Here is a 25,597-nt window from a genome sequence, read left to right on the forward strand (position 1 = left end):
GGTGACTGAGGACGCTGACGGCTTCATCGAACTCGACCGGGTCGAGAAGGTCTTCGACGTACGCAAGAAGACCGGCTTTCTGAAACGGGAGCGGCGGCAGGTGCGGGCCGTCGACTCGATCTCGTTCCGCGTGGCGCGCGGCGAGATGGTCGGCTACATCGGGCCGAACGGCGCCGGGAAGTCGACCACGATCAAGATGCTGACCGGCATCCTCACCCCGAGCGGCGGACGGCTGCGGGTCGCGGGCATCGACCCGTCCCGGGAACGGACGCGGCTTGCGCATCGCATAGGGGTGGTGTTCGGGCAGCGTACGACGCTGTGGTGGGACCTGCCGCTGATCGACTCGTACCGGCTGATGCACCGCATGTACCGCATCCCCGACGCCCGCTACCGCGCGAACCTCGACCGGTGCGTGGAACTGCTGCAGCTCGCCGACCTGTTGGACGTGCCGGTACGGCAGCTCTCCCTCGGCCAGCGGATGCGCGGGGACATCGCGGCGGCGCTGCTGCACGACCCCGAGGTGCTGTACCTCGACGAGCCCACCATCGGCCTGGACGTCATCTCCAAGGCCAGGGTGCGCGAGTTCCTGCGCGACCTCAACGCCGAGCGCGGCACGACGGTGCTGCTCACCACGCACGACCTGCAGGACATCGAGCAGCTCTGCTCCCGGGTGATGGTCATCGACCACGGGCGCCTGATGTACGACGGCCCGCTCGCCGGGCTGCACGAGGCGGGGGAGAGCGAGCGGACCCTCGTCGTGGACCTGGAGCGCGAGCTGCCGCCGATCGAGGCACCGGCGCCCGCGCGGGTGGTGCGGGTGGAGGGGCCCCGGCAGTGGCTGGCCTTCCCGGCGGCGCAGTCGGCGGCGCCGCTGGTGGCGCGGATCGCGGCGGACTATCCGCTGGTGGACCTGTCGGTGCGGGAGCCGGACATCGAGGCCGTGATCGCGCGAATGTACGAGGAGAGGGCAACCGCATAGTGGCGGCTGCCGGGAAAACGTAGGCTGCTGTCCATGACCGACGATGCCCCGGAACTGCGTGCCTCCGACGCCGATCGCGAGCGGGTCGCCGAGGTCCTGCGGGACGCCCTCGCGGAGGGGCGCCTGGACATGGCGGAGTTCGAGGAGCGGCTGGACGCGACCTACCAGGCACGCACGTACGGGGAGCTGGCGCCGATCACGCGGGACCTGCCGGCCGGGAACGGGGCGCCGGCGCCGTCGGTCTCGATGGTCAAGGAGCCCGCCGAGCGGGGCGGTTGGGCCGAGCGGATCACCGGGCGCGAGGGCTCCTCGACGTGGGGCGTCGCCGTGATGTCCGGCTTCCAGCGCAAGGGGCGCTGGACGGTGCCGAAGCGGTTCACCTGCTTCACGTTCTGGGGCGGCGGGGAGATCGATCTGCGCGAGGCGTACTTCGCCGACCGCGAGGTCGAGATCAACTGCGTGGCGATCATGGGTGGCGTGAACATCGTCGTACCGCCCGGCGTCGAGGTCGTCGTCCGCGGCATCGGCATCATGGGCGGCTTCGACCACCGCGAGGACGGTGTGCCGGGTGACCCGGGCGCCCCGCGGGTGATCGTCTCGGGGTTCGCCTTCTGGGGCGGCGTCGGCGTGGAGCGCAAGCGGACGCGTGCCCAGCGGCGCCGCGAGAAGCGGGAGGCCGAGGGGTCGGACCGGCGGATGCTGGGGCATGGGGACCTGACGCACGGCTGGGGGCACGACCAGCGGCGCAGGGACACCGAGTAGCCGGTTGCGGCCGCGGCGGGCAGCCGGTTAGAGCAGCGCCGGGCAGCCGGTCGCAGTCGCGCCGGACAGCCGGTCAGAGCAGCGCCGGAACCGAACCCTTCAGTTCGCTCAGGTCGAACTCGTGTGCCATCCGCTCGTACCCCCGGTCGTTGGGATGCAGATGGTCGCCCGAGTCGTAGACCGGGCGGAACCGGCGCGGGTCGTACGGATCCCGCAGCGCCCTGTCGAAGTCGACCACCGCGTCGAAGACCCGCCCGGCCCGGATCTCGGCGTTGACCTCCTGCCGTACCGCCTCCCGGTCGGCGCTGTAGCCGCGGTGGCCGCCGAAGGGCATCAGCGTCGCGCCGATGACCTTGATGCCGCGGCCGTGGGCCTGGCCGACCAGGGTGCGCAGACCGTCGAGGATCTGGTCGGGCTCGGTGACGGAGGGGTTGCGCAGGATGTCGTTGATGCCGAGGTCGATGACGACGACCTTGACGTTGGTCCGGCCGAGCGCGTCACGCGCGAAGCGGGTCAGGCCGCTGGGGTTGTCGGCGGGGCGGCCGTTGCCGCCGGTCAGGATGCGGTTGCCGCCGATGCCCTGGTTGACGACGCCGTACCGGGGCACGTCCTGCCCCGCGTCGGCCGCCTCGCGCAGCCGCTCGGCGAGGACGTCGGGCCAGCGCCGGTTGGCGCCCAGGGTGGAGGAGTGGCCCTCGGTGAGGGAGTCGCCGAAGGCGACGAGGGTGCCGTGCGCCTCCTTGCTGAGCACGTCGAGGGCGGTCAGATAGCGCCACGACTCGACCTGCTCGGTGTACGGCGTGCCGGTCACGTCGTCGGCGTGGTCGCCCTGTGCGGCGTACGAGATCTGCCGTACGTGCGCGTGCACGGTGACCGGGCCGGGCTCGGCCGGGGCGTACGTGGTGATCAGGACGTCGCTGTCGTACGGGATCGTGATGCTTACGGCGTCGCTCATCACCTGCCCTCCCGGCGGGACCACGGCCGTGGTGATGCCGTTGAACGTCAGCCGCCGCATCGTCTGCGGCAGCGCGGCCGCGCTGCCGTCGGCGGCGGCGAGGGCGATGGTGGCGTGCGTGAGGGTCAGCGGCAGCCGGCCGTAGAGGTTGGACAGGGTGATCCGGGCGGCCGTGCCCCCGACGCTGGTGTGGACGACGTTGCGCACGGAGCGGTCGTGCAGCCCGGCCGTCTCGGTGCCGGGCTCGGCGGCGGACGGGGCCGTCGACCAGGAGCCGACCCAGGTGCCGGTGGAGACCGGGGCGGCGGAGTTGTGCGGGGGGCGGGGACCCGCGACGGAGCGCTGTGCCGTGCCGTCGTCGGAGGCGACTGAGACGTATATGGCGACCGACATGGCCACGATCAGCGAGACGATCGCGGCGAGCAAGGCGCTGTGCTTGGTGGGGGACACCCCCACACTCCCGGCGTGATGACGCCTGGTCATGCGGTGCGTTTCTCCTCGGGCGGAAGTCTCGGGCGGAAGTGGAGCCCGGGGCTCCGACGGCATCACCCCATGATGGGCCATGGAGGTGGGGGAGGTTGGCCGGGGCGGGGAACTCTTGTCCCGTTCCAGGAGTCGGTCAGGAAGGGACAATGTGGAGTGGAGGCTCGGGAACGGGTGGAGCGGATGGATCGTACGAAACCGGATCAAGCAGGCGAAACGGGAGCAGCTGCCATAGAACAGCATGCCCGGCCGGACACGGCCGGTAACCGAACCGTCGGCACCCGTGGCGTGCCCGTGTCCGCCGTCCGGGCGATGACGACGTTCAGCCCCGCCGACGAGGAGAAGCGGCGCGGGGTGCGCCGGATGAAACTCACCGCGACCGGGATGCTGCTCTTCGTGGCCGTGGTCTACGTCCTGGCCAAGTGGGCCTCGAACGCGGGCGCCGGCCCCTGGGCGGGCTATGTCGCCGCGGCCGCCGAGGCCGGCATGGTCGGCGCGCTGGCCGACTGGTTCGCCGTCACCGCCCTGTTCCGCCACCCGCTCGGCATCCCCATCCCGCACACCGCGATCATCCCGACCAAGAAGGACCAGCTGGGCGTCTCGCTGGGCGAGTTCGTCGGCGAGAACTTCCTCTCCGAGGACGTCGTACGGCAGCGGCTGCGCGCCGTCGGCATCGGCAGTCGCCTCGGCGCCTGGCTGGCCGAACCGCAGAACGCCGACCGGGTGACCGCCGAACTGGCCACGGCCCTGAGAGGCGCGCTGACCGTGCTGCGCGACTCCGACGTACAGGCGGTGGTCGGTGAGGCGATCACCCGGCGGGCGAACGTGCAGGAGATCGCGCCCGGCATCGGCAAGATGCTGGATAAGGTCGTCGCCGACGGCGGCCACAAACGGGTCGTCGACCTGATCGTCTCCCGCGCGCACGACTGGCTGGTGCTGCACAGCGACTCCGTGATGGACGCCGTGCAGGGCGGGGCGCCCGGCTGGACCCCGCGGTTCGTCGACCGGAAGGTCGGCGAGCGGGTCTACAAGGAGCTGCTGCGCTTCTGCGCGGAGATGCGGGACATGCCGTCCCACCCGGCGCGCGGCGCCCTCGACCGCTTCCTCACCGACTTCGCCTCCGACCTGCAGTCCGACACCGAGACGCGCGCCAAGGTGGAGCGGCTCAAGGGCGAGGTGCTGGGCCGCGGCGAGGTCCAGGACCTGATCGCCTCCGCCTGGACCGCCGTACGCTCCATGATCGTCTCCGCGGCGGAGGACGAGCGCAGCGAGCTGCGGCTGCGTGTGCGGGCCTCGCTGCTGTCCCTGGGCGCCCGGATGGCCACCGAACCGAAGATCCAGGGCAAGGTGGACAGCTGGGTCGAGGGCGCGGCGGTGCACGTCGTGACGACGTACCGCAGCGAGATCACCCTGCTGATCACCGACACCGTGGCGAGCTGGGACGCCGAGCACACCATGAAGAAGATCGAGGCGCACATCGGCCGTGACCTGCAGTTCATCCGAATCAACGGCACGGTGGTGGGCTCCCTGGCCGGACTGCTGATCTACACGATCACCCACATGCTGGGGGCGTAGGCCCGGACCGTGCGGGCGTGACCTCTCCGGTTCCATGCCGGAGGCGGCCGCCCGGGTCTGTCGGTGCGCTGGAGCGGGGTGGGACTCAGGCCCCGCCTCCCGTACGCCCTCGGCGTCGCAGCAGGAGCAGGCCGCCCGCCAGGGCGGTGATGCCGGTCGCGGCGATCCAGCCCGCGACATCGCCGGTGCCGGTGGCGGCGAGGTCGCCGTCCGGGGTGGCGGAGGCGGAGGCGGCGGCGCTCGGGGTCCCGGGCTGTGCGGACTGTGCGGGCTGCGCGGCGGGTGAGGGCGCGCCGGATGCCGAAGCACTCGGCGTCGGCGCCGGCGACGACGACGTACCCCCGGACACCCGGTCCCGCGTGAACGCCAGCGTGCCGAAGCCCAGTTGGTCGTAGCCGCCGCTGTTCGGCCCGTAGTGCCCGCCCCCGCCCTCCGGCGCGGACTTCGCGGCGATCCGGGTGACGTACGAGGCGTCCAGCCCCCGCCGCTTGGTGTAGTGGTTGGCGATCATGGCCCAGATCGGCCGGGTCATCGCCGGATCGACCCCCGCGGCCCCGGTCGCGGTCTCGGTCCCGGACCAGCCCCCGATCGCTCCCTTCTTCCGGGTGTTCGCGGTGTACGGCACGTCATCACCGAGGCACCACTTGGCCACGTACTGCGCGCCCTTGAGGAACCGGTTGTCGTCGTAGCCGTACAGGTCGATGCCCTGGTTCCAGGCCATCTCGCAGAACGTGCCCATGAGCCCGACCCCGAGCAGCGCGTGCCCCTGGTCGCGCCCGGCCTCCAGCCACTCGGCGAGGCCGTCCTCGTGCACGACAGGGATGGCGTTCCTGATGGACCCGAGCCCCTCGCCGTGCTTGAAGTACTCGACGGCCCGGTCGACGACGGCACGGTCGTCGCAGAAGATGCCGACGGCCAGGACGCAGGCCATGGCCGTCAGGTCCCAGTTGGTCCAGTAGTTGGTGACGACGGCGTTGTTGTGATTCTTGAGGAAGTCGTCGCTGAGCGGCAGGAAGACCTCCCGCAGCATCTTCTGGAAGCGGGCCAGGTCGAAGTCGGCGTGATCGCGAACGAGTTCGGCCGCGTTCGCGAACTGGTAGCCGTACAGACCCGCGGCGAGGAACCGGTCGGCCGAGCCCCGGAGGCTGGTCAGCTCGGCGGACCAGGCGTTGAGGATGGCCACCGCGGTGTCGGCGTGCGCGCTGTCGCCGGAGACGTGGGCGCGCAGGGCGTTCTGGTAGGCGGCGTGGATGTCGTTGTAGAGGGTCCTGTAGTTCTGCGGGCTGCCCGATCCCCGGTAGACGATCGCCTGCGGATTTGCCGTCCAGCCGCTCTGCGCATGCCGGTTCGCGGCCAGCTTGGCGTACCCGGCGGTGTAGGGCTCGGCCCCCGCCTTCACCTTCGCGGCCATACGGTCCAGGTCGGCGCGGGTGTGCAGCAGGCCGGGGTGGGCGAAGGCCGCGCCGGCGGCGGGCGCGGCGGTGGCGGGCGCGGCGGTGGCGGAGGGCGCCTGGAGGGCCGTACCCATACCGATGGCTCCGGCTGCCACGCCGGTGGCCTTCAGCATGCCGCGGCGGCTGATGTGTCGTGTCACGTGCCTCGTACCTCAACGTCGTAAGTCGCGTGCGTGTGGAGGGGACGGTGAGGAGACGTGGGGAAGGTGGGGCGATAACAAAAACTGGATGCCCGTATGTCCGAAGGCCCTGTAAGCCCCCGTAAGCCCGTATGCCCGTCGATGGAGGCATTTCGATGACCGTCCGCAGGATCGTCCCCGACATCCACACCGACTCCGAGGAGTCGATGACCGCCAGCCGCGACTTCTACGGCCTGCTCGGCCTGGAGGAGGTCATGAACATGGGCTGGGTCATGACCCTCGCCTCGCCCGCCAACCCCACCGCCCAGCTCATCTTCATCACCGAGGAACGCACCGCGCCCGTCGTCCCCGACATGAGCGTGGAGGTCGAGGACGTCGACGCGGTGTACGCGCAGGTGGTGGCGGCGGGCGCGGAGATCGTACGGGAACTGCGGGACGAGGAGTGGGGCGTACGGCGCTTCTACGTACGGGACCCGAACGGGCGCGTGGTGAACGTGCTCACGCACCGGACGCAGCACATCCGATAGCGCTCAGGCGCCGGTCGTCGACCCCGGCCGGACGATCATCAGCACCGTCACCACCGCCCACAGCAGGTTGAACACGCCGGTGAACATGGCGAGTCGCACGGTCGCCTCACGCGTCCCGCCGCCCTCCACGAGCGCCCCCTGCTTGGGCAGTACGAGCGCGACGAGGACGACCGCGGCGAGGGCGGTCAGCACGATGGACACGATCAGCCAGGCATCGCCGAGCACGCCCATGGCGCCGGCCGTGGCGAACCCGAACACGGGCACGACGACGCCGACAGTGGCGTACACCCGGCAGATGCGGTGCAGCAGTTGGACCGTCTCGACGGCCTTCGGGTCGTCGGGCGCGGCCAGAACCCGGCGTGCGGCGGGCGGGAACTTGCTCGCGGCGACGGTGACGGGGCCGATGGCGACGATCGCGGCGAGGACGTGGACGGCGAGGAGGAACTTGGTCACGGGGGTTGACGCTATGCGGGCGGCGGATCTTGCAGAAGTGGCGGTAATGCCATGCTTCAACGGATTCTCGCCAGCCGCCTGGTACGGGGCTCCGGGGCGCGATCGACCGATGAACCGGCTTGGCGGGAGTCCGTCGTATGCCTACGATCCCGCCATGCACACCGTGGCCGTACTGGCGCTGGACGGCGTCATCCCGTTCGACCTCTCCGCCCCGATCGACGCCTTCGGCTGGGCCCGGCTGCCGGACGGCCGCGAGGCCTACCGGGTGCGGGTCTGCTCGCAGCGGGGGGAGGTGAGCGCGGGGGCGTTCACCGTGCGGGCGCCGTACGGGATCGAGGCCCTGGCGGACGCCGACACGATCATCCTGCCCGGTGTCGCGGACCCGCCGGAGACGTTGCCGCCCGGGGTCGCCGAGGCGCTGCGCGCGGCGGCGGCGAACGGCACGCGGATCGCGTCGGTGTGCGTCGGCGCGTTCATCTTCGCGGCGACGGGCCTGCTGGACGGCCTGCGCGCCACGACCCACTGGTTCGCGGCACCGGATCTGGCCCGGCGGTACCCGAGGGTGACGGTCGACCCGAACGTCCTCTACGTCGACAACGGCCAGTTCCTGACGTCGGCGGGCGCCGCCGCGGCGATGGACATGTGCCTGCACATGATCCGCATGGACCACGGCTCGGCGGTCGCAGCGCACGCCGCCCGTATGTCGGTCATGCCGCTGGAACGGGAGGGCGGGCAGGCCCAGTTCATCGTCCACGACCAGCCCCCGACCCCGGCGGGCGCGACGCTGGAGCCCCTGCTGGCCTGGCTGGAGGACAACTGCGACCGGGACCTGACGCTGGACGACATCGCGGGGGAGGCGGGCATGAGCACCCGTACGCTCAACCGGCGCTTCCGTGAGCAGACGGGGACGACGCCGTTGCAGTGGCTGCACCGGGCGCGGGTGCGGCGGGCACAGTACCTGCTGGAGACGACGTCGTACCCCGTCGAACGCATCGCGACCCAGGCCGGGTTCGGCTCGCCCACGGCGTTCAGGGAACGCTTCCGGCGGGTGGTGGGGACGAGTCCGCAGGGGTATCGGAGGGCGTTCAGGTCGGCGCCGTGAAGTCCTCTTGCGGCGTGTGGCGTTTGTGGCGTTTGCGGCGTTGTGGCGTGTGCGTCCTCGTGACCTCGGAGCTCACGCCTGCCGATCGGCGACCGCCCACGACACGAGGGCGACGGCCCCCGCCACCCCGAACACGGCCGGCCAGGCGCCCACCTTCTTGGCCAGCGGATGCGACCCGGCGAAGGCGGCGACGTACGCGGCGCTCAGCGCCCCGGCGGCCTTCCCACCGGCCCGCTCCCGCCACTGCTGGGCGGCCGCGGCGCCCGCGACGGCCAGCACGACCCCGCCGAGCTGCCGCTTCTTGGTCCAGCGGGCGACGCCGTACCCACCGACGAGCCCGCTCGCGGCGACGAGTGCGCTGGGAACCCTGGCCATCCTTGCCTCCTCCTGCGACCCCGTATCCGGCCCGAGACTAACGCTCACGTGGGCGGGAACGACGAACCTGAGTCGCATCTTGTCAAGTTTCCTCCCCGGAGTTATATAAGAAGCCGTAGGGCATCGCACCCCATCCCCTCCCTGGAAAGGAGTGACCCGTGATGCTCATGCGCACCGACCCGTTCCACGAACTCGACCGGCTCGCGCAGCAGGTCTTCGGCCCCACCCGCCCGGCCGCGATGCCGATGGACGCCTACCGGTCCGGGGACGACTTCGTCGTCCACTTCGACCTCCCCGGCATCGACCCCGAGACGATCGAGCTGGACGTCGAACGCAACGTCCTGAACGTCCGCGCCGAGCGCCGCAGCCCCGCCCCCGAGGGCGCGGAGATGATCGCCGCCGAACGCCCCACGGGCACCTTCACCCGTCAGCTCTTCCTCGGCGACACCCTCGACACGGACCGCATCGACGCCTCGTACGAGGCGGGCGTCCTCACGCTGCGCGTCCCCGTGGCGGAGGCGGCCAAGCCGCGCCGCATCCAGATCACCGGCGGCGACAGCCGCAAGCAGCTCAGCGGCTGAGCTCAGCAGCAGACGAGAAGCGTCCCGCAGGCCAGCACGCCGCCTGCGGGGCGCGTCCCCTTGCCCTACGGATACGGACGACGGACGACGGACGACGGATTACGGACTACGGATACGGAGGAGGAGCCGCACGATGACCGCGCCGACGATGCCCACCCCGACCACGTCACCTCTGACGACGACGCCCGCGACCTGGGCGGACCTGATCACGGCCGTACAGGAAGCGGGCCAGTACCCGACGAGAGCGGAAGCGGAACGCATCACCCGCATCGTCCTCTCCGCCCTCGGCGGCCACGTCACGGGCGACGAACGAGTGGCCCTGGCCCAAGCCCTCCCCGAGGAAGCGGCAAGGGTCGTCGCCTCCCAGATCCCGGCCACCCGTCCCCTGACGGCCCCGGAATTCGTCGACTCGGTGGCCACCCGCATAGAGGGCGCCACCCCGGCGACGGCCCGCTGGGACGTCAGTTCGGTCCTCAGCGCCCTCCCGAAGCTGGTGGGTGACGACCTGATCGCCCGGACCCTCGCCCAACTCCCCTCGGGCTACGCCCTGCTGTTCGGCCGGGCGGACCTGAACCCGACGTCGTAACGCGGATGCGACGGCCGCCGCCCTCCCCTCCGCCGGGCCGGCGGTGGCCGTCAGTCGACCACCTGACCGCAGGTCACATTGGGGACCGCCCCGGTCATGGCGGCGGCGAGATCGGACGCCATGAGCGCCGCGACGCTGCCGACGTCGTCGAGCGAGGGCAGCCGTTTGAGCAGCGTCATGTCCGTGAGACCGGCGATGAACTCGTCACGCGTCATCCCGGTGCCGGTGGCGTGCTTGTCCAGCACTTCCTCGATCGACTCCACCGATCCGGCCGAGCGCAGACAGATGACGCGCACACCGCTGGGCCCGAGTTCGGCCGCCAGAGTGCGGGACAAGCCCTCCAACGCGGCACAGGTGACGCCGAAGCCGCCGACGAGGGGGAAGGGGATCCGGGACGGCGACGCCGTGATCATCATGATCACCCCCGACCCGGCCTCGATCATGTGCGGTGCGACCGCCTTCGCGGTCAGGAACTGCGTTCTGGTAGCGATGGTGATGGGGCGGGCGAAGTCGTCGTAGGACATCTCGATGAGCGGGGTGCCCTGCACTTCGTCCAGTCCGATGGCGTTGAACGAGACGTCAACTCTCCCTGTCTCCTTAACGATCGCGGCGACGCAGTCGTTGACGGACTGTTCGTCGAGCGCGTCGACCTGGCTGGTCTCGGCCCTTCCTCCCGTGGCTGCGATGTCCCCGGCCACGGCCTGGAGCTTGGCCTCGGTACGACCGGCGAGGAAGACCTTGGCTCCCTCACGGGCAAAGGCACGAGCGACCGCGCCGCCTATCGACCCACCGGCTCCGAAGATCACGGCGTTCTTGTCTGTGAGCAACATGGGCATCGGAAGTGGTCGTGCGGATGGAGCACTGTCTCCGCTGTCTCTGCTTCCATCGTCCGCGCGAGCCGACGAGATCGCATGTTCGGATGTTCGATCCCGGCGGTGGCGGAGGGTACGGCCGCTGTGTGACGGTGGAAGTGCGGCGCCGCTGTGGTCGGGAATGGCGAGGTGCGCTATGAGTGGACGCGTCAAGGGCAAGACACTGATCGCCAGGGACGAGGGCGACGACGTCGACGGCGTCCTCATCAAGCTGTACGGCGAGGAGACCAACGGCGCCGTCTCGATCATCGAGCAGCTCTTCGAGCCCGGCCTGCTGCTCCCCCCGCACATCCACCAGAACGACGTCTGGCTCCACGTACACGAGGGCGAAATGCACGCCCGGGTCGGCGAGGAGGTCGTCAGGGCGACCCCCGGTTGCTGGGTACTGAAACCTCGCCGGATCCCCCACACCATGTGGAACGCGGGGGACGAGCCGGCACGCATCACCGAGCTGTACACGCCGGGTGGATTCGAACTCTTCTTCCGGGACTTCGCAGACCGGCTGCGACAAGGACCGGTAACGCTCGACGAACTGAACCACCTCGGCGAACCGCACGGCATCCGCTTCTTCGACGACTGGATTCCCGACCTCAAGGCGGCATACGGCCTACAGGTCGTCGGCGAGTAGCTCAACCAGCCCTGCAGGCAGGTCACTCGCCAACAAGGACCGAGTCCGGCACTACAGGTTGTCTCCCCACCCGCCCTGGATCATCGTCTGGAAGGCCCACTTCCCGTCCCGCTTGAGCAGGATGTCGGCGTACCGGAGCTGCTGGGAGTGGCCGTCCACGGTCATGGTCGAGTCCGTGAAGACCACGGCCATGGAGGAGGTCAGGAAGACCGGGGTCCGGGTGGACTCGAAGGTGATGTCCTGACTCCCCTCGCCCATCACATGGGTCATGGTCGCGACGAACTGCTCCCGGTCCCACTGTGCCGACCGACCGTTGCCCGCGGAATCGTCGCTCACGAGGTTGAGCGGAAACACGGCCATCTCCGCCATGCGCTCGACGTCACGCTTGCCGCTCGCGGCGTCGTAGTCCGCGAACCAGGCGTCGAGGCTTGCGCGGTCTTCGGGGGTCGGGGTGTATCCGGTGTCGGGCAGGACGGTCATGCGGGCTCCTTCGGGAGGGGACGGAGTCGGACGAGGGACAGGCTAGTCAAACTTGTCTAGCTGGTCGCGCGGGGAACCGTATACCCCCTGCCGCACTAATAAAACTTGATTAGCAAGCGCGTTGCGCAGGCACAATCAACCGTCACTCACCAGACGTCCCCCTGCGTCCAGAGGCGCTTGGCGAACCAGGCTCAGCGCTGCTCGCTCTCCGGCGAGTCGCCGCGGGCCTGCATGTCGCGCAGTGCCTCGTCGGCGGCGGTGATCTCCGAGTAGTACTGCCGGTGCACCTTGTACGTGCGGTCGAACTCGATCTCGTGGTACATCCCGGTCGGCTCGCCGAAGCGGAGGTCGCGGGGGAGGCGCTGCACGCCCTTCTTGCCCACGATCAGGATTGCGCGGTCAGTGGCCACGAACGTCCACACCCGCGCGGTGATCCACGAACCGGTCTGCGCGATGAATCCCGTCTGGATCTGCTCGCCGGGCTCCAGGTGCGGTGCGGCGCGCTTGGCGATCAGTGCGACCCGCCGTTCCTGGTAGCCCATGATTCCCCTCCGCGGCAAGACGTGCCCCCATCGTAGGGCAGGCCGCCCGCGGGGGACATCCGACGGCAGCTCCAATCCGCAATGAACTCAAGCCGGTTGGCAACCGGACCGAACACGCGGAACCACCGCCGACAGCCAGCAGGGACCCCGACACGCCCACGTCCCCACCACCGCCCGAGCCACCACAATCCCTCCCCCTCACCCGCCGAACCACCCCGGCGCACCCAGAACCGACAGCGCGCCCCACCCACCCCACACCCGCCACACGGCCACGAGCCGAACACCCCACCCACCGTCCCCACCGCCCCGCCCCTGGGCCGCCCGGCCATCACTGCACACCGCGGTGGAGGGGCGAGTGTCAAGAGTGAAATCGGCGAAGCCGACGCCCGAAGGGCGCTCTTGACACTCGCCCCGGAACCGCCACCCTCACAAAAAACCGGGCGGCCATGGGCCACTTGAAGCCAACGGTAGACCAACACAGCCGAGGTCATTTGCTCACCCCTGCGCGTCAGATAAACCTCTCCGCAAGGTCACGATGCCGCTCCACAGCCAATTTCGCCTCGGCAGGCCCAATGACCGACCCAGGCATGCGACTCAGACGTTCGACTTGCTCCGCAAAGCGCAGGTGCTCAAGCCGCGCGTGCTCACGACAGGCGAGGCAGGTGACGCGATCCGGCCGCGGCGAGGTCATGGCATACGGCACCCGCACCCCGCATCCAGCGGTGACGAGGCTCGGCAGATCACCGACCAGATCGAACGTCGATGCCAGCACATTGCAGACGCCGACCGCGGCACCGCCCTGGACCACCTTCGACTCCACATGAATATGCGGATCGTCCCCGCCCATGCCTCCTCCTCGTCGCCCCGGCGACCTGACTGACCGGGAGTATCGCAGGGCGCCGCAGACTGCAGAATGCTCGGTCGCCCGACTTCATTGACGCCATCGGCACGCAGTAGCCGCACGCGCACCGCACCGAGCGCGACCAGTCGTGCGCACTCGGCCTCAAGTGCGGCCAGGCGCTCTTCACCCACGATGCCAGTGCTTGACCGCCGACACAGTCCGCCGATCGCGCGGATCAGCCTTCGGAGGGACGCGGGGAGCGCAGGTGCGCCCGTTCCTTCAGCTCCTCCTCGTCGACCAACGTGAGCATCGGCTGACCCGGCGCGCACACCATGGTCACCAGGAACTTGGTCGGTGCGTCCGACAGGGCGTTGCCGTCCTGGTAGTGGATCACGTCACCGCCCGGCTCCCAAAACGTCCCACCGGCCTCGACCACACGCTCCGGCTCACCCTCGAGCTCGAACCGGAGCGCGCCCTCCATCACGTAGCCGAATGCCGGGCCCGAGTGGCGATGCGGAGGGAGTCCGGGGTGACCGGGAGGCCAATCGACGAGGATTGTCATTGCCGAACCACCTTCAGGAAAGAAAGGCGGAGTGACATCCTGCAGCAACTGGACTTCGGACGGCAGTAGGCCCTCGCGGGCGGTCCCGTGATCCGGGTTCTTCTCTGACATGCACCACACCTCCGTAAGCCTGCCCGGAATGGACCATCTTCCGTCGGCCACCGCATTCCGGACCGTGTACCGACCCACTCGTTCGGCGGTGACCAAGTTCGCCGGTTCCCGGCTCACACAACTCGTTTCGCGATGACGGTCTCGAGACCACCCTGCCTCCCCTCGGCGGTCGCCACAATCCGGGAGCCGACGGCATCGAGACCGCATCGCACCATGTCATCGGCAGGTATCTGCAAAGCAAGCGCCTTTGATCAACCAACGTCGATCACCTGGTGATCCGCCCAGATGTAGCTCTCCGGAAGCAGGTCGGTGACGGGCACCATCCGAAGGCGGTCGTTTGTCCCGACGATGACCTTGAGGGCCGGGAAGTAGTCGAGAAGGACCTGACGGCAGCGGCCGCATGGGGGCACGACACCTCGGTCGCGGTCACCCACGGCGACGATGGTGTCGAGGTCATAGGCACCCTGGGCGGCAGCGGTACCGATCAGGACCAGCTCTGCGCAGGGGCCTCCGGTGAAGTGATAGGCGTTCACCGCGGTGACGATCCGGCCGTCCCGGGCGCGGGCCGCAGCGGCCATGGTGTGGTTGTCGCCCCGGCAGCGTGTGGCAGCGACGTGTGCCGCCGCCCGGACGAGTTGGTGGTCGACAGGGTCGGTCTGCGTGGTCATCTTCTTGCCCTCTCACAAGAACCGGCGGCCATGGGCCACTTGAAGCCGGCGAGATGGACGCGACGCCGCCGTGGAGGCCGAGCGCGGGACACGGTGCGGCAACACCCGTACCGCCCCGCACCTGATCGGCCACGCCGCTTGCAACCCATCGCGCCGCCATGCGTCGTAGTCTCCGGCAGTAGCCCGAGAAGCCCCTGGAGGAGAAGAGCATATGAAGGCACGTTCCGGACTGGCCGCTCTCCTGGGCCTGATGCTCTCCCTGCCCCTGGCCGCCTGCACCGTCGAGGAGCCGGGTCCCATGGCGTTGGAGACTCTGGAGGACCACCTCGACCTGGCGGAAGAGGCGATGACTGCCGGCCCAGGGTGGAGGTTCCAAGTGCGGGGGCAGGAGAAGTTGACGCAAGCGGAGCAGCAGAGCGAGGCCATGTACTCGGCCATGATGGAGCGCACCCCGGACCCCCTGGCGCTGCACGTACTGGGGAATGTGAGCACCGGCGAGGACACGCGTGGCGAAGAGCTGTTCGTGTTCGGCAACACGGCCTACCTCAGCAGGGAGGGATCGGCGGAGTGGACGCAGGCGTCCGCGACCGACCCGGGGATAGCGAACAAAGTCGAGGACCCGGTGGCCGCCCTCGCCGATTTCAGGGGCTACGTGAAGAAGACGGACGGCGTTGACGTCACGCTGACGAAGAGCGCGTACGGCCACCAGGTCAGCCTCAAGGCCGACGTCGCGTCGAGGAAACTCACCGACGCACCGGACCGTCCGTGGGCGGCGAAGGCCCGGCGGGAAGTGGAACCGGCCCTGGACCGACTGCGCGAGGCGGGTGTCCGTGTGAGCGAGGACCAACTCACGCTTGTCAGGCTGGAGGAGGAACTGGTCCTGGACTCCGCGACGCACCGCATCCTGACGCACTGGTTCCGCTTCACCGTCCGCCTGCCGAGCGGCAACATCACATACACACAGGAGGTGAAGGAAACGAACCGGGGCGAGTTCAAGGAGCGGATCGAAGTCCCGGAGGACATCGCTTGATCCAGGGTCTGCTCAGAGCACTGCGGATCCGATATCGAGATATCGTGGTCTGTTGAACTGACTGGCGAGAAAGGTGGCGCATGGCCGCGACGGCGGGATGGGATCCGGGCGATCTGATCGAGGTGTTCAAGGCCCTCGGCAACCCTGCCCGTCTGCAGATCATGCAGTGGCTGAAGGATCCCGACACGCACTTCGGCGAGTACGAGCCCATCGCGGACCGGTGCACGGTCGGCGTGTGCGTCACGCACATCCAGGCGAAGTCGGGACTTGCCCAGTCGACGGTCTCCAGCTACATGAGCACGCTCGAACGGGCGGGACTCGTACGTCCCACGCGGGTGGGCAAGTGGACCCACTACCGGCGCGATGAAGAGCGGCTGGCGCAGCTGGCGCGAGTGATCGACACCGCGATCTGATTGACGTATCGCAATACATCGATATGATCTCTTCATGTCGACCTACGATGCTGCGCCCAGGGCCCTGATCGTTCATGCTCACCCCGAGCCCCACTCGTTCAGCACTGCCCAGATGACCACCGCGGCTCAGTCCCTGGGCGAGGCCGGGTATCGAGTCGAGGTCCTCGACCTCTACGCCGCCGGATGGGCGCCGGTGCTCGCCCGCGAGGAATTCGCACCGGTGGACGGCCCGTTCAAGCCGCAGACCGAGCAGATGCGCGCGGTCAAGGAGGGGGCACTCAACGCGGACGTCAAGGCCCATCTCGACCTGCTGCTCGCCGCTGATCTGCTCGTGCTGTCGTTCCCGCTGTGGTGGTTCTCGCTGCCCGCGGTCCTCAAGGGATGGGTGGACCGGGTCTTCGTGATGGGCGGGGTCTTCGGCGGGGACTTCGGGCTCTTCCGCGACGCGGCGCTCGCCGGGAAGCGCGCGATGCTGTTGTTCACGACCGGCGGGCCCAGTGAGTCGTTCCAGCCCGGTGGGGCCTTCGGTCCGATGGACGACTTCCTGTTCCACATCCACCGCGGGATGCTGGAGTTCGTCGGCTTCCAGGTGCTCGACCCGGTGGTCACCCATGGACCGGCCCGTATGACCGACCAGGAACGAACAGCGGCGCTGGATGCGGTCAGAGAGTCTGTCGCGCGGATCGCGGCGGATGTTCCCACTACCGTGCGCTGACCCCCATCAGCGGATCACGCCCTGCACGCCTTGGCGCAACGGCACCCTCGAAGGGCATCGCACGCATCCCTGATCAGCGGGATCATCCGGGGCCGGGAGCCTGATGACGGCCACCTGGCAAGCTGGCCCGCGGTCACGTGTCGTCCAGAGCTGCTGCCTGCTCCTGAAGAGCATTGATCAGGGTCGCGAGCCGGGGGTGGTCACGGCGGCGGCTGATCGCGGCAACGCCGATGTGCCGAGTCGGACCCGGCTTCTTGATCGGGACGGCGCGCACGCCTGGCACCTCCGGGGCCAGCGCGATGGAGGGGATCAGTGAGATGCCCAGGCCTGCGGCGACGAGCGAGCGCGCGAAGAAGTAGTCGGTTGTCGTGCCGCGCATCTCCGGGTCGAAGCCGGCGCGCTCGGCGTAGCGCTGCAGGTACGCCTCTGTCTTGAGGCAGCCGAGCACCCAGGGCTCGCTCGCCAGCTCGGCGATATCGAGCACAGCGCGGCCGGCCAGTCGATGGCCCTCGGGCAGCACGACGTACAAGGGGTCTTCCATGAGCGCAGTCCACTCCATGCTGGAGTTCTGGCTCACCTGGCCGGGCAGCGGGCCGTCGAAGTGATAGGCGAGCGCGAGGTCCACGGCGCCCTCGCGGACCAGAGGCAGGCTGTCTTCGGGCTCGGCCTCCCTGACATGGAGCACGGTACGGGGATGGGCTGCCGTCAGCCGAGCGAGGGCGCCGGGCAGCAGGAACCTGCCGCCGCTGGTGAACGTGGCGATGGTGAGCTGCGTACGGCCCGTACTGAGCTGGTCGACTTGCTGTTTTGCGTGCGCAAGCTCCGCTGCGACCGACTCGGCGGCCTGGACCATGATCCGACCGGCCTGGGTGAGGGTGACCCCGCGCGTGCTGCGCGCCACGACCTGGGCGCCGAGGCTGCGCTCCAGGACTGCCACATGCTGGGAGACGGCCGAGGGGGTGAGGTGGAGGGCCGCTGCCGCCTGGTTGAAACTGCCGTGCTCCGCCACTGCCCGCAGTACGCGAAGGCGCTGCACATCGATCAACAGCGTTCCTTAATACCTGTCCAGTAAGTATGCACTTCTGCTGGTGATGGTAGATCTCCAGGATGGGGGCATGCAGAGAATCTGTGTCATCGGCGGCAGCCGGTACGTCGGAAAGCTCTTGGTCCAGCGCCTGCAGGCCGCCGGGCACCAGGTCACTGTGATCAACCGCGGCTCCACCCCGCCACCGCCCGGTGTCGAGCACCTCGTCGCCGACCGCGACAACGAGACCGGCCTCACCGCCGCCCTCGGCTCCCGCACCTTCGACGTGGTCGTCGACCAGGTCTGCTACACCCCCGTGCAGGCCGCCATCGCCGCTCGCGCCTTCCGCGGCCGCACCGCTCGGTATGTCATGACGTCCACGATCGAGGTGTACGACCCGGCGACCGCCGCACTGCCCGCCGTCCCGTACGGCACACCTGTGCCGGAAGACATCGTGGAACCCGCCGCCTGGCTGGTGCAGATGGACTTGCCCTGGCACGACGCGGCGTACCTGGAAGCCCACTACGCCGAGGGCAAGCGCCAGGCGGAGGCCGTCTTCACCCGGGACGGCGGGCTCGCCTTCGCCTCCGTGCGCAGTGCACACGTGCTCGGCGGCGGCGTGCAGGACTTCACCGGCCGCCTGGCGCACTACATCGAGCGCATCGGCCAGGGCACGGAGATCGCCGTGCACGCCGAGGCGCAGCCCACGGTCTTCATCCACTACGAGGAGCTGGCGGACCTGCTGCTGTGGGCGGCCACGGCCACCGACTTCACCGGTCCGGTGAACGCGTGCTCCGACGAACTGCTCGACGTACGCGGCCTGGCCGCCGTCATCGCAGCGCTGACCGGCCGGGAACCCGTATACCGGACCATCGCCACGGGAGAGGCCGCCTCGCCCTTCTCCTTCGATCGCCACTACGCCATGAGCAACGCCCGTGCGAAGGAGCTGGGCTTCTCCTTCTCCCGCACCACCGACTGGCTGCCCAGCGCCGTCGCCGAAGCCCTGGACGTATCCGCCACCCACGCCGCCTGAGGAACAGACCCGCCATGCAGTACCGCACCATCGGGAACACCACCGTCAGCGCCGTCGGCCTGGGCGCCATGCCGCTGTCCATCGAGGGACGACCGGACCAGGAGCGGGCCGTCGCCACCATCCACGCCGCCCTCGACGCGGGCGTCACGCTCATCGACACCGCCGACAGCTACCACTGGCACGCCGGCGAGAGGGGCCACAACGAACTCCTCGTCGCCCGCGCCCTCGCCCGCTACGGCAGCGACACCTCCGGCGTCCTCGTCGCCACCAAAGGCGGCCGCGGCCGGCCCGGCGACGGCAGCTGGACGGTCACCGGCACCCCAGGACACCTCAAGCGCGCCGCCGAGGCATCCCGGAAGCGACTGGGCGTCGAGGCCATCGGCCTCTACCAACTGCACAAGCCGGACCCGGCCGTGCCATGGGCCGACTCCGTCGGCGCACTGCTCGAGCTGCTCGACGCCGGCACGATCCGCGCCGTCGGGATCTCCAACGTGAACACCGCCCAGATCCGCGAGGCGCACGCGATCCTCGGCGACGGGCTCGTCTCCGTCCAGAACCAGTACTCCCCCGCCGTGCGCGACAGCGAGCCCGAACTGCGGCTGAGTACGGAGCTGGGCCTGGCCTTCCTGCCCTGGAGCCCACTGGGCGGCATCGCCCGCAGCTCCCTCGACGGCCCGTCGGGCCCGACCTCCACAGGCACCGCCTTCCACCGCATCGCGGCCGAGCGCGGCGTCAGCCCGCAGCAGATCGCCCTGGCATGGCTGCTCCACCGCTCCCCGGCAATGATCCCGGTGCCGGGAGCCAGCCGCCCGGCATCCATCCAGGACTCGGCCCGGGCCGCCGAACTCAAGCTGAGCGCGGGGGAGCTGACGCAGCTCGACGGTGCGCTGCCCAGCTGAACTCGGTGCGACGCCTCAGCAGTCATGCTCAGTCGCCGCTCCAGAAATTCAAAGCCTTGTTGATGAGCGACTTGGCGTCGTCTCCGTAGCAGGCAGCGTTGCTGAGGATGCTGAAGGCCTTGTCGTGCAGGGCAAGTTCGGCCGGGTCGGTGATGTCCACCCCGGTGGAGACGAGTTCGTAGTGGACGCGACTGTCGTCGTACATGTTGAAGCCGGGCTCGGGAACCATTCCCACCTCAGCAGTGGTGGGGACGATGCCCAGCCTGAGGGAAGGAAGGTCGAAGTCCCGAAGCAGACGTTCCATCTGCCCACACATCACCGTCGGCCCTCCGACGTTGGTGTAAAGAGCCTGCTCGCCGAGGATCACGTCGAAGCGGTGTTCACCGTCGTAGAGCACCCGCTGCCGCTCCATCCGCTTGGCCACTCCCGCCGGAACGTCATCCGGGACACCGAGGAACTCGACAACCTGCCGAAGGACGACGGTCGCATACGCCTCGGTCTGAAGCGTGCCCCAAATCATCGTGGGCACGTACGCCTTGCTGTGACGCGTCTGCTGGTATACGCGGACTACCTCGTCCTGAATGTCTTCCGTACCAGTGGACAGCCGCTGCTGCCACGGGACCAGGTTCGTCATACCGGTCCTCACTCCTTTTCCCCCAGGGTTGGTCAACGGCATGCGTGCCCGCCGGAGACACAGAACACGCGTCAGGCGCATCGAGTGATCACTCAAGCCCTCGGAAGCGGCAGCCCAGGCATCTGCGGATGCCGTAGGTGTTGCCCGCCGTCGTACACGTGCATCGTGAACGTCTCCGGTCCCGGCCGATCGGCCGCGTCGAACGCGTCCAGGACGTCCTCGATCCGTTCCCACAGCTTCACCGGGCCGCCTTCGCGGACGTCCCACATATCACCGTTGGGCGTGAGTGTGGCGGCGGAGCCGGAGACGACATCGACGAGGCGTACGACTCCGTCGATGGTGATCATCTGGGTGTCCGGTACGGCGGTTTGGGCGAGGAAGCGCAGGTGGAACGCCTCCTCGGTGGCGGTCGTGAACCGTTCGGGGCTGTGCCTGGCGGACCGTGATTTCTCGGGCAGACCGGCGGCCCATTCGGCAGGATTGCCGAACGCCGGCGCGGCGTGCCTCCGGGCAGGCATGAAGGAGATCGTGCCGGGGAGCAAGGGCCCCTCGGCGGTGCCGTTCTCGGCCACGGTGAGCAGGACACGGGCGTTTCCGTAGAGCCAGCCCGACAGGGGGAGCAGGATCTTCCCGCCCGGCCGGACTTGGGCGATCAGCGCGGGCGGTACGGCACGGAACGAACAGGCGGCGACGATCCGGTCGTACCAAGCCTCGGGCCAGTACCCGTACAGGCCGTCCGCCACGGCCAGCGTAGGGAAGTACCCGCAGCCGTACAGCGCGTGTGCCGCCGTCTCCATCCGGCGCGGGTCGATCTCCAGGCTGGTGACATGCGAGGAGCCCAGCCGTTCGCAGGCCAGTGCGGTGGAATAGCCGGTCCCGGTTCCGATCTCCAGCACTGTGTGGCCCTCCGCCACGTCGGCGTCGGCCCACATGCGCAGGACGAGCGACGGGAGCGTCGACGATGAGGTGGGAGCCCCGCCATGCCGGACGACCGGGTCAGTCCAGTCGGGCTCCTCGCCGTCGAACTGCGTGATCAGCGTGGTGTCGGAGTACGCCGCGGCGAGCCACCGGCCGTAGTCGAGCTCGGCGGTGACCGGCTCCCATACGTTCAGTCCGTGCTCGTCGCGCTGGTCAGCAGGCAGATAGAAGCCGGGTACGAAGGGGTGCCGTGGAACCTTCTCGACCGCTGCCCGCCAGGCCGAGTCGCGCAGAGCCCCGTCATTGGCGAGGACTTTCACCATGGCATCACGCAGCCGAGTGGCGTCGGTCTCAGGGGCGGCCGGCATCTTCATGGTCCGCTGCCTCCTTCCTGGTCAAGATGTCGGCGAACGCCTCGGTGATGGCCTGCGCGTCCGGGAGCCAGCCCCACTGTCCGTTCGGATTGCACTCGATCGCCCACCACCCGTAGGGGACGGTCGGCACGACCCAGAGGTCGTGCCGACCCGCGACGCACGCGCTCAGACGGGCCGCGAAGCGCTCGGCGATGACGGTGTCGGTGTCGGTGTCGGTGTCGGTGTGGAGAGGCTGCTCCAAGCCGTGGGGTGATATCGACGGTCGCGGTGAACAGCTTGTTCGGAACGCTGTGCATCGCCTTGCCCGTAGGGGCCAGGAATCCCCCCCACACTCGGATGGCTGAGTGCGGGTGCGTGGCGAGGTACAGTGCGCTCGGCTGCCAGGCCTCGCCGGCATCCGGGTAGAGCCGCTCAAGCCCGGCAGGCATGGTGGCAAAGCCTTGCAGCTACGTGCCGTTCAGTCGGCGCGATCGGCCAGGAGCAGGGCAAGCGGCCCGGCCGGAAGCAGGAACCGACCCTGCGCGGCGGCGTCAAGGGCTTCGGCCATGGGCCACCAGGACAGCTTGAAGTCTTGCTCGGTGGGGGTGAGTTGTTGTGTCCCAACGGTCAGTCGCCGCGCTTCGTAAAGGTGAACCCGCGCCGTCGAATCCAGGGTGATGGCGTAAGTGCCGAGCGAGCGCCACTGCGCGGCAACAATGCCTGCCTCCTCTTTCAGCTCGCGCCGCGCGCACTCATCAGGGCTCTCCGCCTCTTCTCGCCGCCCGCCGGGGAGGAAAAGAAACTCACCCCCGTGACGTGAAAATTCCGCGCTCAGCAAGGCCACCAATCCTTGTTCGTCTCGGGCCACTACGACGGAGGCATCGCGCGTGGTGACGCCGCTGGGAACGTCGCTCATGGCGGGCGAGCGTAGTGGCGGTCCCGCGGCCTTCAGCACACCATGGCCGCGTACGGAACATTCATCACGACGGCGTGTGCGATGCCACGTCCGTGGAAGCCGTCGTCTCCGTAGGCATCGCCGTGGTCTACGCACATGATGACCAGCCAGCGTCGACCGGTGGTAAGTGTCGTGATCAGGCGGGCCAGGTGTTCGTCGACGTAAGTGAGTGCCGCTTGTTGGGACGCGGCGGTGTCGGTGCTCTCCCCAAGGTAGTGGCCGTGGGGCACGTGGGTAGCTGAGACGTTGACGAACAGGAACAGGGGCCGTCCCGCGTGCTTGTCCGCGATCTCAAGGGCGTGCTCGACCTGGTGGCGTGTGGAGTCGGGTTCCGGGGAGCAGAACTCCGGACGCCAGTGGTCTTCGTCGAACATCGCGGGCAGGACGGAGCCAAGCGGGGTCTCTCGGGAGAAGTAGGTGACTCCTCCCACGCATACGGTTCGATAGCCGTGTTGAGCAAGTCCGACGAGGAGATTGGGGGCGTTGAAGAGAAACGTCTCAGGCGGCACGGTCTTGAAAGCAGGCGGGCGGCACTCCCAGAGGCGGGGCGGCTGCTCGGGCTGGGGGAGCTTGGGAAGAAAACCGGAGAAGAATGCCATGTGCGCGGGGAGCGTGAAGCTTCCGGGAGTCTGCCGTCGCTCCCAGCCGCCGTGTGGCAGCAGCCGTGAGAGATGTGGGGTCTGCCCGCTGTCATAGGCGGCGCGGGCCACGTCGTAGCGGAGGGAGTCAAGGGTGACAAACAGGATTCCGATCTCGCTGCGGATGATCTCGGCGGCATTGATCACGCCTGCTTCTCCCTCTCTGCATGGTGGACTACTAGGCCTTTTGCCCGGTTGTTGACAGGAATGGGGACATGGTCATCGGCGATGAGGCGTCTGATGGTGGCCAGGCCGGTGTGTTCGGTGAGCGGCTTGCCCTCGACGTCGTAGAGGGCGATATTGACGATTTCGCCGTCTTCGGTGGTTGTCGTTGCGATGAGGGCGCCGGGCAGGTTGCCGAGGACGGACATGACGGAGAGCAACTCGGCTTCGGTGGTGGTCCGCAGGTCGGTGACGCGGCAGGCGAAGTGCTGCGCGTTGATCGCTCCCCGGCACAGCCGCTCGTGAAAGGTCGCGCTGGTGGGGTGTCCGTCGTGGGCGACCACGAGGCGAGTCGTCTTGAGGACGACTACGAGGCACGCGCCGATCCACCATGCGACGCCCTCGTGGATCTGGCCGGGGAAGAGACCGCTCGCGCCGCCGTCACGGATCACTAGCTTGGTGTCGATGGGCTTAAGCGCGGGTGGTCTCCAAGTAGTTGAGGACCCAGTTCGCGAGTTCATTGGGCGTCTTGTTATCGGTGTCGACCACGACGGCTGTGGGGTCGGCGTGCGCTGCCGCCTCAAAGTTGGCGAGTAGGCGCGGCAGGCGTCCGGACACGGTGAACAGCTCGGTGTCGTCGGCTGTGAGCTTGTTCTGCTGTGCCTTCGCAGCAAGGCGGCGACGCAGCACAGCCTCTGAACAGCGCAGGTAGAAGGTGTGATCCGGGGGTTCCAGGTAGGCGCGGAACGGGTCGAGGAGGCGAATGCTCTCGCTCATGTCGATACCGTGCACGGCGCTGTGACAGGCGATGACGGACGAGGCGTACCGGTCGGCTATGACCGGGCCGGTCGTGCGGAAACGGCGTACACAGTCGGCGGCGTGCAGGAGCCCAGAGAGGTAGAAGGCGAACTGCGGCAGAGGGCACAGGCGGCTGTTCACTTCCGACGACCAACCGGAGTGCGGTGGGAGAAGAGTGTGCAGGGTGGAGGCGCAGAGCCGATCGGCGACGGCCTTCGTGAGGGTGGATTTGCCAATCCCGGAGACACCCTCGAAGACGATGAAGGGGTCCTGGTGGCTTGCAGTGCTGGTGGGCTCGTAGGCGGGAGGCAGGCTCATAAGGTCCCTTCCGTGAACGCGCTGACGTGCCCGGCGACCAACCCGGCGAGCTGGGTCGGTGCGCCGAGCAGGGGCTTGAGGTCCACGCGGAGGTCCGGGCGCAGCAAGCACGGCTGAAGGCCGCCGTCGTGGTCTACACGCAGAGCCCAGAAGCCCTCGACGCACTTCGAACGCACAGGGCAGGCACCGCACTGGCCGACGTGATGTCGGCCCAGGTTGCGATGGATGACGTCGATCTCAACACCATCGATGCGGAAGACACGACGGCCTTGCCCGACACCCGCGACTTCGGTGTGCTCGTCGTCGGTGAGCGACCTCAGATAGGTCACGGTGTCGTCGGCGGACACAGCAGAAGAGGCTTGTGCCTCGTTGAAGTCGGTACCGACCAGTTCGATGAACTGCACCGGCAGCCGACGTTCAAGCGCGTAGTCCAGGATGCGGCGGATCTCATGCGCGTTGTCCCTGAGCAACAAGCAGTTGAGTTCGACCCGATCGAAAGTCTCCCGCGCCATCTCGATGCCGTCCAGCACGGCTGCGATCCCGACGCGGGTACCGGCGATGGCACGAAGCGACTCGTCGGAGAAGTAGTGCAGCGAGACCTTGACCTTGTCCAGCAGCGTCGTGGCCAGCCACGATCGATTCGATCGGATGCGGGTCCCGTTGGTGATCAGCGTGTATGAGCCTTCGGGGCCGCAGTCGGGAAGCCCCTCCAGCACCGGTCGGGCCAGGGGAGAGGTGAGGGGTTCCCCGCCGGTGAAGTAGACGCGTTTGAGTCCGGTGTCCATCAGGGCGGCGATGATCGCGAGGTAGTGCTCAGCACACAGTGATCGTGTACGGGGCTGCTGGGTACGGTCCTGGCGGGTCAGCGGCGGCGGAACGTCGCCCTCGTTGTGGCAGAACCAGCAGGCGATGTTGCAGCGAGGACTGAAGGAGACACGCAGCTGCCCGCGCAGCGCGGCAAAGTTGCGGAGCGCGGTCCAGTCGACGGCGTCTCGGGGTGTGGGCGTGAAGGTGAGCGGGGGGTTCAAGGT

32 protein-coding genes and 1 pseudogene are annotated in these 25,597 nt (G+C 68.7%); 13 read left to right on the forward strand and 20 right to left on the reverse strand.

Annotation, left to right across the window (positions count from 1 at the left end; all coding sequences use genetic code 11):
- The first annotated feature begins 1 nt into the window (after position 1).
- Both HJD23_RS26250 and HJD23_RS26255 read left to right on the forward strand, forming a co-directional pair.
- Positions 2-979 carry an ABC transporter ATP-binding protein gene (locus HJD23_RS26250; RefSeq protein WP_171114099.1) on the forward strand — a complete coding sequence of 326 codons (978 nt, stop codon included), beginning with the start codon at positions 2-4 and terminating at the stop codon, positions 977-979.
- A 33-nt stretch (positions 980-1,012) separates the two neighbouring features.
- Positions 1,013-1,741: a DUF1707 domain-containing protein gene (locus tag HJD23_RS26255; RefSeq protein ID WP_171114098.1), complete on the forward strand. Its 729-nt coding sequence runs from the start codon at positions 1,013-1,015 to the stop codon at positions 1,739-1,741.
- Between the two features lie 73 nt (positions 1,742-1,814).
- On the opposite strand, the gene HJD23_RS26260 is transcribed toward HJD23_RS26255, so the two are convergent.
- On the reverse strand, positions 1,815-3,179 hold the full coding sequence (locus HJD23_RS26260; RefSeq protein ID WP_171114097.1) for an SGNH/GDSL hydrolase family protein: 1,365 nt from the start codon (positions 3,177-3,179) through the stop codon (positions 1,815-1,817).
- Between the two features lie 183 nt (positions 3,180-3,362).
- On the opposite strand from HJD23_RS26260, the gene HJD23_RS26265 reads away from it, so the two are divergent.
- Positions 3,363-4,754, forward strand: coding sequence for a DUF445 domain-containing protein (locus HJD23_RS26265; RefSeq protein ID WP_171114096.1), 1,392 nt, complete (start codon positions 3,363-3,365; stop codon positions 4,752-4,754).
- 85 nt (positions 4,755-4,839) lie between these two features.
- Here HJD23_RS26265 and HJD23_RS26270 read toward each other — a convergent pair whose 3' ends face one another.
- Positions 4,840-6,321: an alginate lyase family protein gene (locus HJD23_RS26270; RefSeq protein WP_171118758.1), complete on the reverse strand. Its 1,482-nt coding sequence runs from the start codon at positions 6,319-6,321 to the stop codon at positions 4,840-4,842.
- Between the two features lie 182 nt (positions 6,322-6,503).
- Between HJD23_RS26270 and HJD23_RS26275 the strand changes: the two genes are divergently transcribed.
- Positions 6,504-6,875, forward strand: a complete 372-nt coding sequence (locus tag HJD23_RS26275; protein ID WP_171114095.1) for a VOC family protein — start codon at positions 6,504-6,506, stop codon at positions 6,873-6,875.
- Between the two features lie 3 nt (positions 6,876-6,878).
- On the opposite strand, the gene HJD23_RS26280 is transcribed toward HJD23_RS26275, so the two are convergent.
- Positions 6,879-7,328 (reverse strand): hypothetical protein, encoded by a 450-nt coding sequence (locus tag HJD23_RS26280; RefSeq protein ID WP_171114094.1) that lies wholly within the window; start codon positions 7,326-7,328, stop codon positions 6,879-6,881.
- Between the two features lie 154 nt (positions 7,329-7,482).
- Between HJD23_RS26280 and HJD23_RS26285 the strand changes: the two genes are divergently transcribed.
- Complete coding sequence (locus HJD23_RS26285; protein WP_171114093.1) at positions 7,483-8,430, forward strand: helix-turn-helix domain-containing protein; 948 nt, start codon at positions 7,483-7,485, stop codon at positions 8,428-8,430.
- Between the two features lie 72 nt (positions 8,431-8,502).
- Here the strand turns inward: HJD23_RS26285 and HJD23_RS26290 are convergent, their stop codons facing one another.
- On the reverse strand, positions 8,503-8,805 hold the full coding sequence (locus HJD23_RS26290; protein ID WP_171114092.1) for a hypothetical protein: 303 nt from the start codon (positions 8,803-8,805) through the stop codon (positions 8,503-8,505).
- Positions 8,806-8,966: 161 nt separating this feature from the next.
- Between HJD23_RS26290 and HJD23_RS26295 the strand changes: the two genes are divergently transcribed.
- Positions 8,967-9,386: an Hsp20/alpha crystallin family protein gene (locus tag HJD23_RS26295; RefSeq protein ID WP_171118757.1), complete on the forward strand. Its 420-nt coding sequence runs from the start codon at positions 8,967-8,969 to the stop codon at positions 9,384-9,386.
- Between the two features lie 148 nt (positions 9,387-9,534).
- Positions 9,535-9,972 carry a DUF2267 domain-containing protein gene (locus HJD23_RS26300; protein ID WP_171118755.1) on the forward strand — a complete coding sequence of 146 codons (438 nt, stop codon included), beginning with the start codon at positions 9,535-9,537 and terminating at the stop codon, positions 9,970-9,972.
- A 50-nt stretch (positions 9,973-10,022) separates the two neighbouring features.
- Here HJD23_RS26300 and HJD23_RS26305 read toward each other — a convergent pair whose 3' ends face one another.
- Positions 10,023-10,802 (reverse strand): SDR family oxidoreductase, encoded by a 780-nt coding sequence (locus tag HJD23_RS26305; RefSeq protein WP_171114091.1) that lies wholly within the window; start codon positions 10,800-10,802, stop codon positions 10,023-10,025.
- A gap of 178 nt (positions 10,803-10,980) precedes the next feature.
- Here HJD23_RS26305 and HJD23_RS26310 point away from each other — a divergent pair, with 178 nt between their 5' ends.
- Entirely contained in the window at positions 10,981-11,472 is a 492-nt protein-coding gene (locus HJD23_RS26310; RefSeq protein ID WP_171114090.1) for a cupin domain-containing protein, read from the forward strand.
- 51 nt (positions 11,473-11,523) lie between these two features.
- Here HJD23_RS26310 and HJD23_RS26315 read toward each other — a convergent pair whose 3' ends face one another.
- The 6 genes and pseudogenes from HJD23_RS26315 to HJD23_RS26340 all read right to left on the reverse strand — a co-directional run bounded on the left by HJD23_RS26315 (position 11,524) and on the right by HJD23_RS26340 (position 14,676).
- Positions 11,524-11,952: a DUF4440 domain-containing protein gene (locus tag HJD23_RS26315; protein WP_171114089.1), complete on the reverse strand. Its 429-nt coding sequence runs from the start codon at positions 11,950-11,952 to the stop codon at positions 11,524-11,526.
- A 191-nt stretch (positions 11,953-12,143) separates the two neighbouring features.
- On the reverse strand, positions 12,144-12,494 hold the full coding sequence (locus tag HJD23_RS26320) for a hypothetical protein (protein WP_171114088.1): 351 nt from the start codon (positions 12,492-12,494) through the stop codon (positions 12,144-12,146).
- A gap of 508 nt (positions 12,495-13,002) precedes the next feature.
- Positions 13,003-13,341: a hypothetical protein gene (locus HJD23_RS26325; RefSeq protein ID WP_171114087.1), complete on the reverse strand. Its 339-nt coding sequence runs from the start codon at positions 13,339-13,341 to the stop codon at positions 13,003-13,005.
- A gap of 83 nt (positions 13,342-13,424) precedes the next feature.
- Positions 13,425-13,535, reverse strand: a pseudogene (locus HJD23_RS44095) (VOC family protein); the annotation flags it as partial.
- A gap of 35 nt (positions 13,536-13,570) precedes the next feature.
- Positions 13,571-14,008 carry a cupin domain-containing protein gene (locus HJD23_RS26335; protein ID WP_171114086.1) on the reverse strand — a complete coding sequence of 146 codons (438 nt, stop codon included), beginning with the start codon at positions 14,006-14,008 and terminating at the stop codon, positions 13,571-13,573.
- A 251-nt stretch (positions 14,009-14,259) separates the two neighbouring features.
- Complete coding sequence (locus HJD23_RS26340) at positions 14,260-14,676, reverse strand: cytidine deaminase (RefSeq protein WP_171114085.1); 417 nt, start codon at positions 14,674-14,676, stop codon at positions 14,260-14,262.
- Positions 14,677-14,887: 211 nt separating this feature from the next.
- Here HJD23_RS26340 and HJD23_RS26345 point away from each other — a divergent pair, with 211 nt between their 5' ends.
- From HJD23_RS26345 to HJD23_RS26355, 3 genes are all read left to right on the forward strand, one after another.
- Entirely contained in the window at positions 14,888-15,706 is an 819-nt protein-coding gene (locus HJD23_RS26345) for a hypothetical protein (protein ID WP_171114084.1), read from the forward strand.
- An 80-nt stretch (positions 15,707-15,786) separates the two neighbouring features.
- Complete coding sequence (locus tag HJD23_RS26350; protein WP_171114083.1) at positions 15,787-16,119, forward strand: metalloregulator ArsR/SmtB family transcription factor; 333 nt, start codon at positions 15,787-15,789, stop codon at positions 16,117-16,119.
- Between the two features lie 34 nt (positions 16,120-16,153).
- Positions 16,154-16,834, forward strand: a complete 681-nt coding sequence (locus HJD23_RS26355; protein ID WP_171114082.1) for an NAD(P)H-dependent oxidoreductase — start codon at positions 16,154-16,156, stop codon at positions 16,832-16,834.
- A 133-nt stretch (positions 16,835-16,967) separates the two neighbouring features.
- Here the strand turns inward: HJD23_RS26355 and HJD23_RS26360 are convergent, their stop codons facing one another.
- A complete protein-coding gene (locus HJD23_RS26360) occupies positions 16,968-17,879 on the reverse strand; it encodes a LysR family transcriptional regulator (protein ID WP_171114081.1) in 912 nt (303 codons plus the stop codon).
- Positions 17,880-17,949: 70 nt separating this feature from the next.
- Here HJD23_RS26360 and HJD23_RS26365 point away from each other — a divergent pair, with 70 nt between their 5' ends.
- Entirely contained in the window at positions 17,950-18,891 is a 942-nt protein-coding gene (locus HJD23_RS26365) for an NAD-dependent epimerase/dehydratase family protein (protein WP_171114080.1), read from the forward strand.
- A gap of 14 nt (positions 18,892-18,905) precedes the next feature.
- The gene (locus HJD23_RS26370) at positions 18,906-19,790 is read left to right on the forward strand and encodes an aldo/keto reductase (RefSeq protein WP_171114079.1); all 885 of its coding nucleotides are present in this window, start codon (positions 18,906-18,908) and stop codon (positions 19,788-19,790) included.
- A gap of 28 nt (positions 19,791-19,818) precedes the next feature.
- Here HJD23_RS26370 and HJD23_RS26375 read toward each other — a convergent pair whose 3' ends face one another.
- The 8 genes from HJD23_RS26375 to HJD23_RS26410 all read right to left on the reverse strand — a co-directional run bounded on the left by HJD23_RS26375 (position 19,819) and on the right by HJD23_RS26410 (position 25,594).
- Positions 19,819-20,424 carry a DUF5753 domain-containing protein gene (locus HJD23_RS26375; RefSeq protein ID WP_171114078.1) on the reverse strand — a complete coding sequence of 202 codons (606 nt, stop codon included), beginning with the start codon at positions 20,422-20,424 and terminating at the stop codon, positions 19,819-19,821.
- Between the two features lie 92 nt (positions 20,425-20,516).
- Positions 20,517-21,716: an ATP-grasp peptide maturase system methyltransferase gene (gene tgmC / locus HJD23_RS26380; RefSeq protein ID WP_171114077.1), complete on the reverse strand. Its 1,200-nt coding sequence runs from the start codon at positions 21,714-21,716 to the stop codon at positions 20,517-20,519.
- A complete protein-coding gene (locus tag HJD23_RS26385; protein ID WP_171111901.1) occupies positions 21,694-21,957 on the reverse strand; it encodes a hypothetical protein in 264 nt (87 codons plus the stop codon). The genes tgmC and HJD23_RS26385 overlap by 23 nt, the downstream gene beginning before the upstream one ends.
- Positions 21,958-22,173: 216 nt before the next feature.
- Positions 22,174-22,611, reverse strand: a complete 438-nt coding sequence (locus HJD23_RS26390; RefSeq protein WP_171114076.1) for an NUDIX hydrolase — start codon at positions 22,609-22,611, stop codon at positions 22,174-22,176.
- 32 nt (positions 22,612-22,643) lie between these two features.
- Positions 22,644-23,435 carry an STM4013/SEN3800 family hydrolase gene (locus tag HJD23_RS26395; protein WP_171114075.1) on the reverse strand — a complete coding sequence of 264 codons (792 nt, stop codon included), beginning with the start codon at positions 23,433-23,435 and terminating at the stop codon, positions 22,644-22,646.
- Complete coding sequence (locus tag HJD23_RS26400) at positions 23,432-23,902, reverse strand: hypothetical protein (protein ID WP_171114074.1); 471 nt, start codon at positions 23,900-23,902, stop codon at positions 23,432-23,434. The genes HJD23_RS26395 and HJD23_RS26400 overlap by 4 nt, the downstream gene beginning before the upstream one ends.
- Positions 23,903-23,921: 19 nt before the next feature.
- Complete coding sequence (locus HJD23_RS26405) at positions 23,922-24,566, reverse strand: thymidylate kinase (protein ID WP_171114073.1); 645 nt, start codon at positions 24,564-24,566, stop codon at positions 23,922-23,924.
- On the reverse strand, positions 24,563-25,594 hold the full coding sequence (locus tag HJD23_RS26410) for a radical SAM protein (RefSeq protein ID WP_240980815.1): 1,032 nt from the start codon (positions 25,592-25,594) through the stop codon (positions 24,563-24,565). Before HJD23_RS26410 ends, HJD23_RS26405 begins: the two co-directional genes overlap by 4 nt.
- Positions 25,595-25,597 lie beyond the last annotated feature (3 nt).

This window comes from Streptomyces sp. Z423-1 (assembly GCF_013009255.1).
Lineage (GTDB): Bacteria > Actinomycetota > Actinomycetes > Streptomycetales > Streptomycetaceae > Streptomyces > Streptomyces gossypiisoli.